Annotated in this window: 15 protein-coding genes; 7 read left to right on the top strand and 8 right to left on the bottom strand. The window is 42.7% G+C overall.

Annotated features, from left to right (window positions below; translation table 11 throughout):
• Positions 1 to 247 precede the first annotated feature (247 nt).
• Positions 248 to 1,531, bottom strand: coding sequence for a flotillin family protein (locus tag IM479_RS19845; RefSeq protein WP_286826880.1), 1,284 nt, complete (start codon positions 1,529 to 1,531; stop codon positions 248 to 250).
• Positions 1,532 to 1,656: 125 nt separating this feature from the next.
• On the opposite strand from IM479_RS19845, the gene IM479_RS19840 reads away from it, so the two are divergent.
• A complete protein-coding gene (locus IM479_RS19840) occupies positions 1,657 to 3,171 on the top strand; it encodes a SagB/ThcOx family dehydrogenase (RefSeq protein ID WP_287687673.1) in 1,515 nt (504 codons plus the stop codon).
• Between the two features lie 94 nt (positions 3,172 to 3,265).
• Here the strand turns inward: IM479_RS19840 and IM479_RS19835 are convergent, their stop codons facing one another.
• The 6 genes from IM479_RS19835 to dndD all read right to left on the bottom strand — a co-directional run bounded on the left by IM479_RS19835 (position 3,266) and on the right by dndD (position 9,221).
• Positions 3,266 to 4,183: a TauD/TfdA dioxygenase family protein gene (locus IM479_RS19835; RefSeq protein ID WP_287687674.1), complete on the bottom strand. Its 918-nt coding sequence runs from the start codon at positions 4,181 to 4,183 to the stop codon at positions 3,266 to 3,268.
• The gene (locus IM479_RS19830; RefSeq protein WP_287687676.1) at positions 4,180 to 4,941 is read right to left on the bottom strand and encodes a class I SAM-dependent methyltransferase; all 762 of its coding nucleotides are present in this window, start codon (positions 4,939 to 4,941) and stop codon (positions 4,180 to 4,182) included. Before IM479_RS19830 ends, IM479_RS19835 begins: the two co-directional genes overlap by 4 nt.
• Before the next feature lie 26 nt (positions 4,942 to 4,967).
• The gene (locus IM479_RS19825) at positions 4,968 to 6,479 is read right to left on the bottom strand and encodes a cupin domain-containing protein (protein ID WP_287687678.1); all 1,512 of its coding nucleotides are present in this window, start codon (positions 6,477 to 6,479) and stop codon (positions 4,968 to 4,970) included.
• Positions 6,480 to 6,585: 106 nt separating this feature from the next.
• Positions 6,586 to 6,984, bottom strand: coding sequence for a DNA sulfur modification protein DndE (dndE, locus tag IM479_RS19820; RefSeq protein WP_286826875.1), 399 nt, complete (start codon positions 6,982 to 6,984; stop codon positions 6,586 to 6,588).
• 40 nt (positions 6,985 to 7,024) lie between these two features.
• Complete coding sequence (locus IM479_RS19815; protein ID WP_287687679.1) at positions 7,025 to 7,231, bottom strand: hypothetical protein; 207 nt, start codon at positions 7,229 to 7,231, stop codon at positions 7,025 to 7,027.
• Between the two features lie 4 nt (positions 7,232 to 7,235).
• Complete coding sequence (dndD, locus tag IM479_RS19810) at positions 7,236 to 9,221, bottom strand: DNA sulfur modification protein DndD (RefSeq protein WP_287687681.1); 1,986 nt, start codon at positions 9,219 to 9,221, stop codon at positions 7,236 to 7,238.
• Positions 9,222 to 9,475: 254 nt separating this feature from the next.
• On the opposite strand from dndD, the gene IM479_RS19805 reads away from it, so the two are divergent.
• From IM479_RS19805 to IM479_RS19785, 5 genes are all read left to right on the top strand, one after another.
• Positions 9,476 to 11,119 (top strand): alpha-keto acid decarboxylase family protein, encoded by a 1,644-nt coding sequence (locus IM479_RS19805; RefSeq protein ID WP_287687682.1) that lies wholly within the window; start codon positions 9,476 to 9,478, stop codon positions 11,117 to 11,119.
• Positions 11,120 to 11,263: 144 nt separating this feature from the next.
• On the top strand, positions 11,264 to 12,655 hold the full coding sequence (locus IM479_RS19800; RefSeq protein ID WP_287687683.1) for an IctB family putative bicarbonate transporter: 1,392 nt from the start codon (positions 11,264 to 11,266) through the stop codon (positions 12,653 to 12,655).
• 296 nt (positions 12,656 to 12,951) lie between these two features.
• Complete coding sequence (locus IM479_RS19795; protein WP_287687685.1) at positions 12,952 to 13,347, top strand: protease inhibitor I42 family protein; 396 nt, start codon at positions 12,952 to 12,954, stop codon at positions 13,345 to 13,347.
• A gap of 54 nt (positions 13,348 to 13,401) precedes the next feature.
• Positions 13,402 to 14,316, top strand: a complete 915-nt coding sequence (locus IM479_RS19790; RefSeq protein ID WP_287687687.1) for a C1 family peptidase — start codon at positions 13,402 to 13,404, stop codon at positions 14,314 to 14,316.
• 364 nt (positions 14,317 to 14,680) lie between these two features.
• On the top strand, positions 14,681 to 15,592 hold the full coding sequence (locus tag IM479_RS19785; RefSeq protein ID WP_287687689.1) for a hypothetical protein: 912 nt from the start codon (positions 14,681 to 14,683) through the stop codon (positions 15,590 to 15,592).
• A gap of 445 nt (positions 15,593 to 16,037) precedes the next feature.
• Here IM479_RS19785 and IM479_RS19780 read toward each other — a convergent pair whose 3' ends face one another.
• Positions 16,038 to 16,961, bottom strand: a complete 924-nt coding sequence (locus IM479_RS19780; protein WP_287687691.1) for an AAA family ATPase — start codon at positions 16,959 to 16,961, stop codon at positions 16,038 to 16,040.
• 254 nt (positions 16,962 to 17,215) lie between these two features.
• Between IM479_RS19780 and IM479_RS19775 the strand changes: the two genes are divergently transcribed.
• On the top strand, positions 17,216 to 17,734 hold the full coding sequence (locus tag IM479_RS19775) for a hypothetical protein (RefSeq protein ID WP_287687692.1): 519 nt from the start codon (positions 17,216 to 17,218) through the stop codon (positions 17,732 to 17,734).
• The last annotated feature ends 1 nt before the right edge of the window (position 17,735 follow it).

Raw genomic sequence — 17,735 nt, 5'->3', positions numbered from 1 at the left:
GGGGTGTGGGGAGATGGGGAGATGGGGAGATGGGGAGATGGGGAGATGGGGAGATGGGGAGATGGGGAGATGGGGAGATGGGGAGATGGGGAGATGGGGAGATGGGGAGATGGGGAGAGGGGGAGATGGGGAGATGGGGAGATGGGGAGATGGGGAGATGGGGAGAATAAATAAAATAATCTATTCCTGTCTCCTGAATCCGGTCTCCAGTCTCCAGTCTCCGGTCTCCTGTCTCCTGATCACTGATTCAAGAGGGCAATTGTTTAAAATCAAAATTTGTGTCTTTACCCTTGACAGATGGCTCGGTTTGTGCTATGCGATTAGCCATTTGTACCAGATCCACTCCGGTAGCTTGACGCAATTGTTCGGCAAAAGCAGTCATTTTCGGGACAAGATTACCATCACCCCCGTCCACTACCGTCACCGTTTGCACCTGCACTTCTGGGACACTAGCGACCATTAATTTAAGCAATAACTCCAATTTTTGGTATAAAAAGATGTTTTTAGCGTTATTTCCCGCTCCTTGCCAAGAAGCCGCTAATTTTTTGGTTCCTTCCGCTTGCGCTTTCCCCTGTTCGATAATTTTGGCCGCTTCCCCCCGGGCTTTTGCGATCGCTTGTTGACATTCGGCCTCGGCAGGTGCGATCACATCCGCTTGTAATTGCTGTTTCACCTGCTTAATGCGGGCGTTTTGTACCGCCACTTCGGCCTGTACTTTAGCTAAATCGGACATAACCACCGATTCTACCTCGGCAATCATGGCGCCGCGCTTAGTTTGAGTGTCGCGCACCCGTTTTTCTGCGTCAGCTTTGGCTATTTCTAAATCTTTTTGGATACGACGCAAAGCGGTGAGGCGTAGATTCTCGGAATCCTTGATAATCGATGTTTTTCGGGCTTTTGCTTCTGCTATCCGGGCATCTCTCTGTAATTCGGCTTTTTGCTTCCGTCCGATCGAATCGAGATAACGCACCTCATCAGAGATATTCTGTATCTGCAAACTATCCAAAACTAAACCCAATTTTTCCAGATCCTGTTCCGCTTCTTCCAAGAGACTTTTGGCAAAAGCGATCTGATCGGAGTTCGCTTGTTCTGGGGTTAAATTGGCCAAGACACCGCGCAAATTCCCCTCAAGGGTTTCTTTAGCCAATTGTTCGATTTCCTTGCGTTTCTTGCCCAATAAACGCTCGATCGCATTATGAATAATCGGTTCCTCCCCAGCAATTTTAATATTCGCCACCCCGGTGACGATCAACGGCACACCGCCCTTAGAATAGGCATTAACCACCCTGAGATCGATGATCATGTTGGTCAGGTCCATCCGATACACTTGTTCTAGCATAGGTAAACGAATGCTGCTGCCCCCTTTTACCAAACGATAACCGATGGTTTTGCCCGTGGCCGTGGGACGACGACTGCCGGCAAAAATTAAGACTTCGCTCGGTTGACAGATATGGTAATAGTTACGGATGACCAATAAACCCGCACCTGTCCCTAAACCGAAAACTCCCAGTAAAACAGCGATAATTTCCATAGATTTTATGTAGGTGAAATTTGTAATTATCTTTACTTTTAGCCGATCGACTCTCTGGCTGGTTGATTTTTTGGGGGGTATCGATATTACACTAAAAAGTAAAGCTTAGACAGCCTATCTTTATCATGCCAGATCAGCCAATCTCGATCGCCGAATACTACCACGAGCGTACCAAATACGACCCCCAGACGATCGCCTCAAAAAGTAAAGGTCTTGATTGGAGTCAACAACCCTATCCCTTCAAAGAATACAAAATCGGTCAGACTTTCGATCTCAAACCCTACCTCTCCCGTCAAACGGTTCCCCAAAAAGGAGACTTTTGGCGACGTATATCGCGAATTTTGGGCTGTAGCTATGGGTTAACTGCCAAAATTGCCACTATGGGGAGTCCCTTGTACCTACGTTCCGCACCCTCTGCTGGTGGATTATACCCCGCCGAGGTCTATCTGATCTCCCGTGGCACGGAATTTTTACCCGCCGGTCTCTACAGCTACCAAGGTCAAAGTCACTCGCTGCTTTTATTCTGGGAAAGTGATGTCTGGACGAACCTACAATGTGCTTGTTTCTGGAATCCTGTTTTAGAAAATACCGATATCGCTGTAGTTACCAGTGCCATTTTTTATCGGTCTGCTTGGCGCTACGAAGATCGAGCTTATCGACGTATTTTCCTCGATACAGGGCATTTATTGGGCAATATTGAGCTATCAGCCTCGATTAATGACTATCGCGCCCATTTAATCGGTGGTTTTAACGATAGCCAGATGAATGAATTGCTTTATCTCGATTCCGAGAAAGAAAGTGTCATGACGGTGATTCCTTTGGCAGATCTGCTCAATATCCGGCAAAATCTCCCCCATAGTACCACGGCACTCCCTTCGGCAACCACGACTCTTTATCCCGAAATTACCGAGGGAGAATTATTAAACTCCCTACACCGAGCCACTATCATAGCTACAGATGAGAAGATAGAAGCAAATATTACCCCCTCTAATTGGGAAGATAAATATAATTTTCCTTTTTGTCTAAAAGTTTCCGTGACATCCCGTCCCGTCAATTGGGGGGAAGATTTAATCGATCTCGAAAGTACGATTCTTAAACGCAGATCTACCCGCGCTTATAGTGGCGCTAGTCTCAGTTTAGACGAATTGCGAGCGCTGCTGCATTTCACCTATCAACCCCAAGATTATGCCGGCCAAAATCTCGATCCCAATCCCGATTATTTTGCTCTGGATTTATTGGAAACTTTTATCGCTGTTTCGGCAGTAACCGGATTAGAGGAAGGCTGTTATTATTATGCTCCCAAAGCCCAAGAATTGCGGCAAATTCGCTTTAAAAATTTCCGGCAAGAGTTACATTATCTCTGTTTAGGTCAGGATTTGGGACGGGATGCGGCTGCTGTGGTTTTTCATACGGCGGATCTGTCAAAAGCAGTGGCTAAATACGGCGATCGAGTTTATCGTTATCTTCATGCAGATGCGGGTCATTTGGGACAGAGATTAAATTTAGCCGCTATTCATCTGGGGTTAGGGGTTAGTGGTATCGGTGGTTTTTTTGATGATCAAGTTAATGAGGTGTTAGGAATTCCCTGGGATGAAGCAGTTATCTACATCACTACTTTAGGCCGACCGAAGGTTTTTTAAGGTGAGTTTGAAGCACTGAAGGGGTGAAAAGGAGGTTGAGGTCATCGTAATCTGTACCTTGACCGGTCCACTTTCTCGCCTGGACGTATTTTGTTTAAAGGTTAATCCAACTACGCACCATCTGTCGAGGTTTTCCTGAATTTTTTAAAGCGGTTCTATTGTGGCATAAAAAGCGATTATTAACGTAAAATACATCACCTTTTTTCATTTTGAAGCGGACTGTATTTTCCGGTTCTGAAAAAAAGTTGTCGATTATGTCAAGTGTTTTTGTGATAGCTTCCGGTTGCGCTATTTCCAGTTTGGAGTAAGCGACTTCAATCCAGTACCGCATATAACGAAAAACCAGACCCTGAGAATCGGCTGAGAATAAGGGGAAATTATTCTTTTGAATAGCTTCTTGAGAATTAATCTCTCCCGGTGTAATCACATCCCGCGCCAAAGGTTCGTAAAGATAGGGAGCTAGGTCTGTATGGTGTTGCCAGAAATATTGATACAAATTGGCGGCGTTTACTACCAGGGAATCTCCTCCCTCATCCTCGGCAGCAAGACACAGTAAGCCAACAATATCAGGGAAGTAGTTTTTGGCTGTACTATCGGTATGATAGCCAGTTTCTGCATTCGTCATCGAAACGGGTATAGCTTCTTTAGTGTAATCCATTCCTCGATCGATTACATCAAAAAAATAGCCATAGCGGTGGTTTAGCAGTCCAAAAGTGCGAGAAATGAAAGCATAAATTAATCGCATTTCCGTTTCTGTTAATGCGGGTTCTAATCGGAAAATAATTATTCCTGGTTCCTGGAGCAATTTCTCACGAAATGGTAGGAAAAAATCAAGATTTTTATTGACTGTTTCCTGTCCTATTTCGTTGGGTTTTTCAAGCCATTTGTGATTGCTTCTTTTTAGTAAATCTGAGACTAATGATTCTGGTAAATGAAAAAATAGTTGAGAAGGATCAGGCAATTTTTTCCAAGTCAGTAATGAAATATTAGGATCAGAAATTGGTATAATCATTTTTGAATTTTGAAAGCAACGTGAAGGGGAAGGTCAATAAGCGGAGTAAAAAATTCTGGGTCTAGTTCTAAATGTTCCTGATTAATTTTTAGTTCATAAACTTCTGGCATTTTTGTGAAGGCTGCTAAACGAAGAGATGTGAAGTAATCTTCCATAGTTTTATGAACACATTGCACGGCGACGGCTTTTCTATCTCTGCGCCAAATCTCACCGGGGAATAATTGATTGCGCCCAGAAAAATAACCGGCTTTCGGTTTAAAATAAAACGGAAACTTATCTTTTTTCAGAAAAGGTAAAGAGGGATGGGGGACGGCGAACAGGAAATATCCACCGAATTTCAAAAGTTGGTAGGCTTTTTGCATCGTGCTAATAGTTTCTGAAACATTTAAGTAGTTGAACAAAAACATAGCCAGAACTAAATCGTATTGTTCGGACTCAGTGACCGCAAAATCACGAATATCACCAGTTTCATAAGAAGCATTAGTAATCTGATACTCGTTTTTTTGAATCAAGGCCCGCTCGATCATTTGCGATGAAATATCAATCCCATGAACATATTGAGCGCCTCGGTTAATTAACTCTCTTCCTACATAACCTTCCCCACAGCCTAGATCTAATATATTCTTGTTGACAATCGGTTCACATAAATCAATGACAAACGGACGCGCGGAGTAATCAGAAAGCAAAATCGGTTCTACTCGTTGCCAGTCTCCTGCGCTTTCGTCGTAAATTTTTTGGGTTTCTTGTGTTGCTTTCATACCTATCTAACGTGATAAAATTTGCACTAATTTTGTTTTAGTCTAGCACTGTGTAAGTAATTGCCCATGAAACTTTTGCCAGTTAATCCGAAATCAGCTATCGCCAGAAAAATTAGCTCTTCTTCTCCTAAGTTCACAGATTGATGCACACACCAACGGGGAATAACAGCAAAAGTACCCGGTTCGACTTCGTTTTCGTATTGATCAACAATAACTTTTCCTTGACCCTGAAGAAATACAAATACGGTTTCATGTGCATGTCGGTGCATTTCATTCGTTTTTCCTGGCTTGACTATAACTACGCGTGCATCTAAAACTTCTAGAGCAAATGGCAAGCGAAATACGTTAAAATCAATATTGAGTTGATCAACCTTATTGTTGTATAAAGCTTCTAAGTTGCTGGCGCTGATTGTTGAAATAAGCTCCTTAGCTGCTTGCACATGAGTCAAGCTTTTTTGTTCATTAATTTTTTCGGTCAATGCTCCCAGTCGCACCGTTTGAAAATCATGGTAAAGTTGTGATGCAAGCCTTAATATTGTTTGAGAACATTTGCATTCACCAGATGGTTCTGTAAGCCAATCTAACAAGTTCAGAACTTCTTCCTTGTGCTTTTCCCTTTGCATCCCGTATAGCAAAAGTGAACTCAATCCGGGTAGTAGTTTTTCCACTGGAACAGTAGATAAGTCTTCCGTCAATCCCCTACGCACTTCATTGATTTGAGGCAATAAAAGTTCCTGTTCCTGATTAGAAAGCTTTTGGCTTTTAATCATTTTAGTGAACAGCGTAACAATCTTGAGTTGATCTGATGATGTCAAAAATTTATCTAGTGCCGACGCACGTTCATACATATTGTCCCAGTAAGCAGCACGTAGATTTAAGGCTTTTAACATTCCTTTCCGTAATTCCAGAACAGCCTGTTCGCTTTCACTGGCTAATTCTTTAGCAATCTCAACTAAAGTTAAGCCGTGTTCATCCTCCACTTCTGTATGTAAAGGAAAAAATACATATTGCTCTAAGGATAATGATGTATGTTTTTTGATCGCTTCAATAATGTGTTTGTAGATGAATTTAACAACAGATTCAGTCCCTAAACCTATCGCTCCAATAGCTTGGAGTGAACTTCCATTCTGGAGCAGCGATAAGAATGATTCACGCCAGATTTCCACTTCAACACAAGGCGTTGGCGTGCTATCTACTCCCATCGCTTCTTGAAAACGCTTGAATAACTGTGGGTGAGGAATTTCCTGTACCCACTCGTCCTTAATACCTAATTTACGAATTGCTTTGATATCTTCATCGTGTAGATGTCCGTTTTCTTCGGCTAAGTTCTTCAGTAGGCGATTTCGATGAGTGGGATTTTCTAGCTTTGATATTACTGCTGTTAAATAACGGGAAAACCAGTCACTATAAGCTCCGTATTGACTGGCAAAGTCTTTCAGAACTTCATCAATATGTTGAAATTCCCCTTTTTCTAAAGCAAGTAAATAGGGGTGATTAATCGCTCGATGGCTTAGTGCTTCCTTGATTAAATTTTCCATTTTTTCTTATTCCCCGATAGCCCCTCCTCTTTAAATACTATCACAAAGTTGGTCAATTGTCGATAGCGTTTGAGATGCGCTCACCCTGAAAACAGATCATTCTTGATTAAGATTCTCTGAGATTTTCCCTCTCTAATTCGATTAAATTATCGATTTTTTTTAGCTTTGTATCCCCAGCAAGATAACCGATACCGCGATGTAAATGTAAGCGAAATTGTTGAGTTAGAGTTTCTTTATCGGTTGCTAATCCGTCTTGATGACAACGTTGTTTGAGGGCAATTAAGAAAATATCGGCCATTTCTCCCCCGAATACTTTCCAGGATAATTCTACATTGCTATCGGCAGGAATGGGAACGGGAGAGGGGAGACTCGGTTCGGCAAGGGAACGACAAAAAGCCCAACGACAAAGGATATTCCATTGGTCAATTTTGGTGTAGCGTTTTAATTTTATTAGGCTATCTTTGGCGGTTTGAGATAGTCGAAAACGTTCGATCGGTGATTCCATAATCTATAATTTTACCTCGCTCTGAACGATGAGAAAATAGTTAGTTATTCTCAATTCTGTTTAATAGGATAGTGGAAAGTGGGAAGTTTTTTTCAGTGATCGGTAAACAGTCAACTGATAACTGATTCAAGTCTGTATCAAACCCATCGGCTGCCGCTAAACTATTTTTTAAGTTCTCGTAGGGGTGACTGGTTGATTGGTGTTGAATTAATTGGGCGAGGATTTTTTGGCAATTTATCTCAGTCATAATCTTACCAAAAGTAGCGATCGGGGTGAATAGTAGTTTGACGTTGTTGGGAATTGTATTCTAGCAGGTATTTTCTGGCGATTACTTGCTGTTCTTCTAATAATTGTAGCTCATTTTGTCCAATTTCTGTATCGGTAGAAAGGAGGATGACTTGAGAGGAAGCGGCGGGAAAATAACGTTCAACTAAATTATGGCGATGGGAAGAATCTAAACGTCCGAGGGGTGTATCGATAGCGATGGGTAAATCTCGTCCGGAGACTCGCGCTAATCCCCACAAAAAAGCGATCGCTAATAGTTGTTTTTCTCCGGCAGAAAGACGGTGTTTAGGCACATTTTGTCCATCGGGACCAAAGAGAGATAGACCAAAAGTATCAGCATCGATCGCTATTTTCTGCACCAGATCGGACTTATGCAATAAATAACGAAAACATTCCGCCACCTCTCCCTCCAATCTATTTAATTTTTTTAAAGTTAAGCGTTCTTTAAACACTTTTAAAGTTTGCTGTGCTTTGACAATAGCATTGACGATATGTTCGTTACTTTGCGATTCTAAAGCTTTCTCACTATAGGCAAATAATTCTTTTTTAGTTTTCTCAATTTTCTTTTTGATTTCCTCATAATTTTTGTGGCTTTGCTCGTATTCTGCTTGAGCATTTAGATACTTTTTCTGAGCGGTTTTTAAGTTATTACTCAGGGTTTCGTATTCTTCGGGAGAGGCTGCTACTGCTAATTCTCGCTCTAAATTATCTAAGTCAGCTTCCAGATTTCTTAATTGTGACATTGCTTGATGAGCGAGGTTAATTTGTGCCGGTAGTTGATGGGTTAAGACTCGATTTAATAACTCGATCGCCTCCTCGTCTAAATCTAAGTAAGGAGTAATCAAAGAATCGCTATCCTCAGCTAAAAACTGATTTTCTTGCTGTAAAAATTCTCTAATATTCTCTAATTGTTCTAAAGTTAAATTCAGTTGTTCTAAATAAGCAAGTAACTTTTTATCTCTGGATTCTAAAACCGATTGAGCGACTTGAGACGATTGAAATTTTAGCTCTTTTTCTCCCTGAATTTTAGCCGCTTCTAGGAGAGGAAAAATTAACTTTAAGGGTAAAAATTCCCCTGCCAATTGACCTAAATATTCTCTCTGTTTATCTAACTTTTTATCTAAATCCTTTTTTCTGCTCTCTAATTGACTTCTTTCGGCGGCAATTTTTCCGCCATCAATGCGAAATTTATCCGAGACTGCATCAAAATCATTTCTAACCAAATCTAAATTTTTTTGTTGAGTTTCCATCTCTTGTCTAGCCAATTCCAAATCTTCTTGGTACTGAGCTAATTTTTTCTCAATAGCTTCAATAGTTGCCAGTTCATTTTCTGCTGCTAATAGCCGGCGCTTGCGACCAGCTAAAATATCAAGATCAACTGCTAATCTTTCCGCTAATTCTAACCCTAATAAAGTCTGCATCGAATCCTTAACGCTGTCAGGAGGTACATCCTGTTCTGCCAATTCTTTTACCTGTTCCCCATCAAATAAAAAGAGGTTAGAAATACCCAAAGGTAATAAAGTTTCAATATATTCATCCCAAGTGTTAGCTAGGGCGGGATCGGGCCAATCTTCATCTAAAATACCGAGGGTATCTCTACCATCTTTGGGCTGTTTTGTCCAGTATCTAACGATACGATATTGTCGCCATTGTTCATTAACTAGATGTTCAAAAGCCAGTTCAATTCTAGCTTGATCGATGAGGGAAGCTTGATGATTAACTGCTTGACTGAGAAACTCGGCATAACTTAAATTATTGCGAGTAGAACACTTTGCCCGCGCACCGTACAAAGCCAAACGAATCGCATCCATTAAAGTAGTTTTACCGCCGCCATTCATGCCTCCCAAAAGGATAATCGGACAGGGACTATTATCTTTTTCAGGACGTAAATTAATCACTTGACGACCGGCGTAGGGTCCAAAATTTTGCAAAACTAATTCAGTAAAAATCATTAACAGTCAGCCTTATTTAAGTCCAAAGTCTTAGGGAATCTTCTATAAAAATTATACCTGAAAAAGTGCCGCAGATATTTTTTTACACCCAAGAAAAAACCCCAGACTTTATACTATAGCATTGATCACCATCGCCTAGATATAATCAAGGTTTCCTGATTTTTACTTTCCAGTTTATTACTGGGCATGAGCCTATTTTTTGAAAAAATCGTTATGATCGGCGTGAAAGTGCCAACACAGGGGAGAAAATTGCTATGATCACAATCGGCGAATATTTATGCCAGTGTCTCCATAGTTTAGGGGTTAATCATGTTTTCGGGGTGCCGGGGGATTATGTCCTCGATTTGATGGATGTTTTGGTGGAAAGTCCGATCGAATTAGTTTGCACCTGTAATGAGCTTAACGCGGGTTATGCCGCCGATGCCTACGCGCGAGTCAAAGGTATGGGCGCTGTCTGTGTCACCTACGGAGTCGGGGGATTTAGCCTGGTTAATGCTGTGGTCGGTGCTTACGCTGAAAGAGTTCCCCTGGTGGTAATTAGTGGTGCTTCTGATCGCTCGATTCGCCGGGATAATTTATTATTACACCACACCACGGGCGATTATAATCTGCAATTTTCGATCATGGAAAAAGTCACGGTTGCCTCGGTTATTCTCACTAATTCTACCCAAGCAGCCAGTCAAATCGATCAAACTTTAGCAGCTTGTTTGCATCACAAACGTCCCGTGTATATCGAAATTCCCCGGGATCTGGTCTATCGTCCCTGTATCCCCTCAGAAAAGCCAATTTATTTAACCGATAATCTCACGGATGCCGCCGCTTTAGAAGAAGCCATTGAAGAAGCGGTTTTATTATTAGAAAAAGCGGAAAAACCAATTATTTTAGCGGGGGTAGAATTCCATCGGTTTAAACTCCAAGATAAGTTGCTGAAACTTTTAGAAGTAACGGGTTATCCCTTAGCCACCACTATTTTAGGTAAGTCGTCAATTTCGGAAATGCAGCCGCAATTTATCGGCACTTATGTGGGGGCATTAAGTCGCGAATACGTTCAGCAGCGGGTGGAAAATGCCGATTGTGTCCTCTGTTTAGGGGCGATCATGTCCGATATGAATTTAGGCGGATTTACGGCTAATTTAAATCCCAATAATTTGATTAATGCCAATTCGGAGAAAGTAAAAATTAAACATCACTTTTATCAACCAGTATTTCTAGGTAATTTTATCGATGGTTTAATTGATAAGCTAAGTCACAAAGAAGCGGCTACACTAGAGATTAAACCCGCGGCCGACTTGAAGAATTTAGAATTCATACCCGTGCCAGAGCAAAAATTAACTAATGCTCGTTTTTATGAGCGAATGAATCATTTTATTGCTCAAGAATCTTTGGTTATTTCCGATACAGGGGACGCAATTATTGCCACAATTGATTTATTAATGCCCCAAAAAACCGACTTTATTGGTCAAGCATTTTATCTCTCTATTGGTTATTCAATTCCCGCCTGTTTAGGAGTAGCTTTTGCCGCACCCAATACTCGTCCTATCGTCTTTGTGGGTGATGGTGCTTTTCAAATGACCGCCCAAGAACTTTCGACAATTATCCGTCACCATCTCAATGCAATTATCTTTTTAATTAATAACGATGGTTACACGATCGAGCGGGTAATTCAGGATAATATTTATAATGATCTACAACCGTGGAAATATCACCAATTACCAGCAGTATTTAACGGGGAAAATTGGAGTTGTCAAGTCAGGACAGAAGGGGAATTAGAAAAGGCTTTATCAATTGCCCAGGGTAACATCGATCGCCTATCATTTATTGAAGTACATCTCGATCGTTTTGACTGTTCCCAAGGCTTAACTCGTTTAGGTCAAGCTTTACGTTCACCCCATGCTTAGACTGGTTATGCTATTAGGTTTTGACTGTGTGAAGCTATCCTCAGACACCAGACTGAAACTCTTTTGGCCCCCAAGAGTCAACAATTAAGATACAATCGGTATCTTAATCAAAGTGTGATGGTGACAACCGCAACTAAAAACCCTATGAATACTTTATGGAAACAAATCACCCTATTGAACTTTTCGCCCGCTTCTTGGTCAAAATATAGCTATCTGCATCGTTTAGTCGGCCTTTTTAGTCAATGGCGACAGGGTAGCCGGTTTGTGCAGTGGACAGAACTGATGGGTGCGCTGTTAATCTCTCTCCTTATCGCCACCGCACCATTTTTATCCACCAGTCAAATCGGTTTTTTGCTGTTAGCAATAGCGGGTTATTGGCTACTCTTAACCCTTGTGGATGAAGGCAAAATCGGGGTGACACCGATTCACATTTTAGTGCTTTTATATTGGGGAATTGCCACGGTTTCTACGGCTTTTTCTCCCGTTAAAATGGCAGCTTTGGAAGGATTAATTAAATTAACTCTCAATCTCATCTTTTTTGCCTTTACTGCCCGAATCATGCGCTCACCACGCCTGACAAATTGGATTCTGACTACTTTAGTTTTAACCGCCTTAGCAGTGAGCGTTTACGGCATTCGTCAGCAAATTTTTGGTGCGGAACAGTTAGCAACTTGGAACGATCCCACTTCAGAATTAGCGGGGGATACTAGGGTTTATAGTTATCTCGGTAATCCTAATTTATTAGCTAGTTATTTATTACCCGGTATTGCTTTTAGCAGTGCATCCTTGTTTGTATGGCAAGGATGGCTACCGAAAATTTTAGCGGCTTTATTAACTTTAGCCAATGGTGCTTGTTTATTTTTTACCGAGAGTCGTGGCGGTTGGATTGGTTTGATGGTCTTAGGAATTGTCTTCTTATTGCTATTATTTTATTGGTTCAAAAATTATCTACCGTTATTTTGGCAAACCTGGCTTTTACCCTTAGTTTTAGGTGGTTTAGCCGTGGTGATTTTAGGAGCGATTTTATTGGTGGAGCCGCTGCGAATTCGGGTGATGAGTATTTTCGCGGGCCGGGAAGATAGTAGTAATAACTTTCGGATTAATGTTTGGGATGCAGTTATTCGCATGATTCAAACTTATCCGCTTTTGGGCATCGGACCGGGTAATGATGCTTTTAAGAAAATTTACCCCCTATTCATGAAGCCAAAATACACGGCTTTAAGTGCCTATTCTGTGCTATTAGAAATCATGGTAGAAACGGGAATCATTGGTTTTACCTGTTTCCTCTGGTTATTGGTCACAACTATCGGCCAAGGCATCCATCAAATTAAACTTTTACGGGATAAAATGGATAGTCAAGGCTTTTGGTTAATTGGGGCAATTGCCGCTATGGCTGGAATTCTTGCCCACGGTTTTTTTGATACGGTTTGGTATCGTCCCCAGGTTAGTACCCTCTGGTGGTTAGTTTTGGGTTTAATTGCTAGTCGTTGTTATTCCCCCGCTAGGGGTTTTGATCCTGGCAATTCCCTCCTCTAGGAGGGCGTTGAAGCGTTGTTTCAAATTACTGATAGGGTTGCTAGTCAAGGGGATTTGAGGCGCGTGTAGGCGAGGGCGATTATCAAGAAAAATTACAAAACCCCCATCGTACCATCTCTCGGTGGACAAAGCAAGAGATAATTAAATTAGATCGTTTCCCAGTTTCTTCTGCGCTTGGCGCGATTTTCCAACTGCAATAACGAGAGTGAATCCCGTGGCCGTTATAGAGACGAGGGAGGAAAATAATGGATCGTTCTCTTAGGTGGGCCGTCGCGATTGTCATAACTCTAATCCTCGTGCTTTCCCCAGTCTTTTCCCAGGGCTGTGGGGCGACAGAGTGGAAACCGAAAGGAGGGAGCGGCCAATATACAATGCTAACCCTTACTCGCACTGACAACGGCAAATCCATCACCATGCAGGTCAATGACCTACTGCTACTGTCCCTCGACGAGAATCCCACTACTGGCTTTCAGTGGGCGGTCGATGGTGGCGGGAGCGATTTAGTGAAGCTGCAGGCCTCTGACTATATCCCTGCCATAGAGTCGAGAGTCGGCGGGGGCGGTCAGAGAGTCCTGACCTTTAAAGCGCAACGGGCTGGGATAGGGCAACTAAAGCTTAAGCTCTGGCGAGAGTGGCAGGGAGAGCCGTCAATTGTCGAACGATTTACCGTCACGCTCCAAGTCCGAGAGTAAAGGCTTCTCAGATAGCCGGGGGCTAGTGAGTAACAACTTAGGAGGAAAGGAAAAATGAGTGAAACATTTGTAATTCCCGCAATGGGATGGTTGCCCGACTATCCCGATATTCGTGATGTCACTTTTCAATCTGAACGCGTACCATCCAAACTGCAAGCTTTGGGACAGCCATCTGTCAAGCAAATGCTGGCCAAAGTGGGAGCAACGACATCTGCCCCAGCAGCGCTGCCAGCCAGCGTGGACTTGAGGCCGTGGTGTTCCCCCATGGAGGATCAACAAACTATCGGTTCTTGTACGGCCCACGCCGGGGTCGGACTGGTGGAGTATTTTGAGCGGCGGGCTTTTGGCAAACACCTCGATGCTTCCAGACTCTTTCTCTACAAAGTGACGCGCAACTTGTTGCACTGGACGGGAGATACGGGAGCCTTCCTGCGCTCAACAATGTACGCCCTCACCTTGTTTGGCGTACCACCAGAAGAATACTATCCCTACAATATCGCTGATTTTGACAAAGAGCCGTCGGCATTCTGCTACGCTTTTGCCCAAAGCTATCAGGCGATTTCCTACTACCGCCTCGATCCGTCCGGGACGGCGCGGGACGCACTGTTAGCTCGGATTAAAACCGAATTGTCGAAAGGTCTGCCCTCGATGTTTGGCTTTACTGTTTACAGTTCCATCAATCAGGCCAACACCAATGGCGGCAAGATCCCCTATCCAACTCGCGGCGAACGGGTTGAAGGCGGTCACGCCATTGACGCAGTTGGTTACGACGACAACCTTAAGATCAAGAACACCAACCCTGGTGGCATTGAAACCACCGGTGCCTTGCTGATTCGCAACTCTTGGGGGACAGGATGGGGAAGCGCCGGCTACGGCTGGCTGCCCTACAAGTACGTCCTCGATGGTCTGGCAACTGATTGGTGGTCGCTAATCAAGAGTGAATGGGTCGATACGGGACAGTTCGGATAGGAGACCGATTCGATCAGGTGTGAGGGGCGAGATAAAGGCTTCTGGTGAGTTTTTTCAGAAATAGGGGGGACGCTGCGAAAACTCACCGTTTGTTTAATTTTTTAGGGGAGGCTTTTTAAAATTCGCTGTAAACCTTATTCTGTATGTGAGCGGAATCGAGCTAATTAGCGATCGCTAGATGCGGTGTGGGTGGGTCAGTCGGTAACGGTGGAAGCGCGCAGTGCAAAGTCGGTTTTGATTAATGTTCTGGCGGCGGGGTTGGTGATTTTGGAGTAGTTAGGAGGGATCGGAGAGGAAGATTCTTGTGTAACTTTTCAATAGGAGATTTGTAACCGACCACGTTAAGAAATTGCGAGGTATTAAGATGTTAGAAAATGAGAATTCAAAAAAAGATAATTGGGATAAATTCGAGATATTTAGCAAGTTTTTAGGGGCTGTCGTTTTAGTTTTCATTCCAATAGTTATTAAACTGGGTGCAGACAGCATTTCCGACTCTATGGAGAGAGGAAAAATGATTCAAGTGCTAATCTCGGATTTTACCAAAAATGAGCAGCAAAGGAAGGATTTTGCTTTAATTGCTTTGGATACAGCCATACCAATTAAAGAAGAATGCACATTTCTTTGGATAAATTGTCAACCCAACCCAGAAAAGGATAAAGTTGTGGATTCAGCGATACTATTATTAAGTAACTTAGTTAGGAATGCTTCCACTCGGTCTATTGAGATAGAGACAACACGAACAATTATTACCAGAAGATCGGGCAAGGAATTTTTTTGTAGAAAGCTTAACGAACAAATTTCTCGCCAGTCTAAATCGATTTCTGCAATAAATCCTAGTAGTGGCTCTGATTCACTAGATCAGAACAGAAAAGCACGAGCTGCCTATACTATCGCTAATCTTCTTGAAAATTCAGAGTGTTCGACGTCCCCATCCACTTCTACATCCCCACTTCCCACGCCATTTGAAGTTGAATATGATCTCAAAGGTATCAGACTTGTGTATATCCAGTATAAGAGTGATAGACGCACAGCAGAGGAGCTTCAGAAGATTTTACAAGGCAAGGGGATTCTTGCTCCTGGAATTCAACAAGTGAACGGAATTAAGAACAACGATATTCGATATGCCAATTCTTCAGATCGATCACTTGCAGAGAATTTGCGTGATTTCTTGAAGACCGAGAAAGACATTCAGATTGAGGACAAAAATTTAATAGATTTATCAACTAAAGGCTATAAAGTTCCACCTGGGCAACTTGAAATCTGGCTTAAAGATTAAAACTTAATTCATTTAGAGGAGGATAAAAACAGAGTGAATATGTCTAAAAATTGGCAGGTAAGGTCATGACTAAACAAGCATTTTTAGTGAGAATTAACGACTATTAAAGAATCAGTGACTTGAGGGGTTGCATCATCAATAATGTAACCAATAGGCGGAATATTCTCAAAACCTCGACCTGATATTATCTTAAGACTAAAAGTCTTTCTGATTAATAAAAGCAAGCTGTAATCGGGTGATAATTTTTAGAGATGTCCACTTTTGGTTCCACACTGTGAACAAAACATTGTTTTCTCCTGAGAGCATATTTTCCGTGGACTCACTAAATACTTTTACTCAAGTCTTTAGTGAGCTAAGGTAATACTAGCAATTATATAGATCGGCTCTACCAATTTGGCAGAATTTAGAAATCCCCTGTAACTTACCGTTCAACGATAACTGAAATTTAAGCACAGATGCGATCCTCGATCGCCACCGATTGCAGAAGTCTTTCCACGATAGCTTTAGCTTGACGACCGTGACTAGGAATCAGACGATGGCAGAAGACGTAGGGAGTAATCAACTTAACATCATCGGGGATAGCATAATCGCGACCTTCGAGGAAAGCGTAAGCTTGAACTGCTTTTTGCAGAACCACACAACCCCGGGGACTGACTCCCAAACTAATATCTTCGTGATCACGGGTAGCGCGGACTAAATCGACGATATATTGCTGTAAAGTAGGAGCTACCTTGACCAGACTGACTAATCTTTGCAATTCTCCCACCTCTTCTAAGGAAATACAAGCTTCTAGGGATTTAACCGTCTCCTGAGAATGCTGTCTTTGTAACATTGTTAATTCTTCTGTGGCGCTGGGATAACCCAAACTCAGGCAAACGGCAAAACGGTCCATTTGTGCTTCTGGAAGCGGAAAAGTGCCTTGATATTCGATCGGATTTTGGGTGGCAATAACAAAGAAGGGTTGGGGGACCGGACGCGCTTCTCCATCGATGGTAACTTGTTTTTCTTCCATGACCTCTAGAAGTGCCGATTGGGTGCGCGGGGTGGCCCGGTTGATTTCATCGGCCAACAGGACGTTAGCAAAAGCGGGGCCGGGGATAAATTCAAATTCGCGACTGTTGGGGTTCCAAATCGTGGTTCCCGTGATATCACTAGGGAGGAGGTCAGGGGTGCATTGTACCCGTTGGAAACGACCGTTAATTGAACGCGCTAAGGATTTGGCTAACAGGGTTTTGCCGACTCCGGGGACATCTTCGAGGAGAGCGTGACCACCACTGAGCAAAGCCACCAGCACAATGCGAATCGATTTGGTTTGGCCGACGATGCTCTGGCTCAAATTTTCCATCAAAATATCAATAGCGTCTTTCATAGCACAAATGGGGTATTTTGTCAAGAAGATTAATGTTAAGTTTTTTTGATCTTAACGATTCTTTTCCTAATTTGCCCAAACCAGTGGGGAAAGTTGACAGACAATGGCGGTAATTTTTCTACTAGGGAGCTAATCGGGGTTAGGGTTGGGAGCATGAAGAAAATTAGTTAAGAATTGTTGCCAGTGGGCGAAATCAAGATTTTCAGTCGGTTCAGTACGGTAAAATCGAGAAGAATTTCTCTTAATCGATGAAGATGAAAGCCAGTTCGCTCGTTTTTAGTCTTGTTTTAGGCATCGCAGCCAGTACATTAACCAATAGTTTACCCGAAAATTTAACTTTCAATTCTCGGAAAATATTGGCTCAAGATCAGGCTCCTTCCTGTCCCCTTCCTCCAGATCTTGCCATCACTTTTCGCAATAGTGAATGTCAGGCAATTACCCTAGAAAAACCCCAGACTTTTTTCCGTTATTATAGTGACGAAAATAGCAAAAAAGGTCGTTTTCTGACCACGGATCAATATGCCACCAATGTGGAGGCGATCAGAAATTTAGCCCTCGATCAAAAGTGGATTCCTCCCAACGAAGCGACCAAAGTGGTATCAGTGACTTTACCTGCGGGAACAACGGTTTATCAAGGAATTGTCGCCCCCCAGAATCCGGCTGATTGTTATCCCGGTGGTGGTCAGCAAACTTTTATTAAAGACTCGCGAGATGCCAATATACAATGGGGAGAGGGGCGAGCAATAACGGTTACATCTCTTTCCTGTCGCTAGA

Source organism: Microcystis sp. M165S2 (genome assembly GCF_020245885.1).
Classification (GTDB): Bacteria; Cyanobacteriota; Cyanobacteriia; order Cyanobacteriales; family Microcystaceae; genus Microcystis.
The sequence above is the reverse complement of the archived record's forward strand: the minus strand, read 5'-3'. Positions and strand labels throughout refer to the sequence as shown.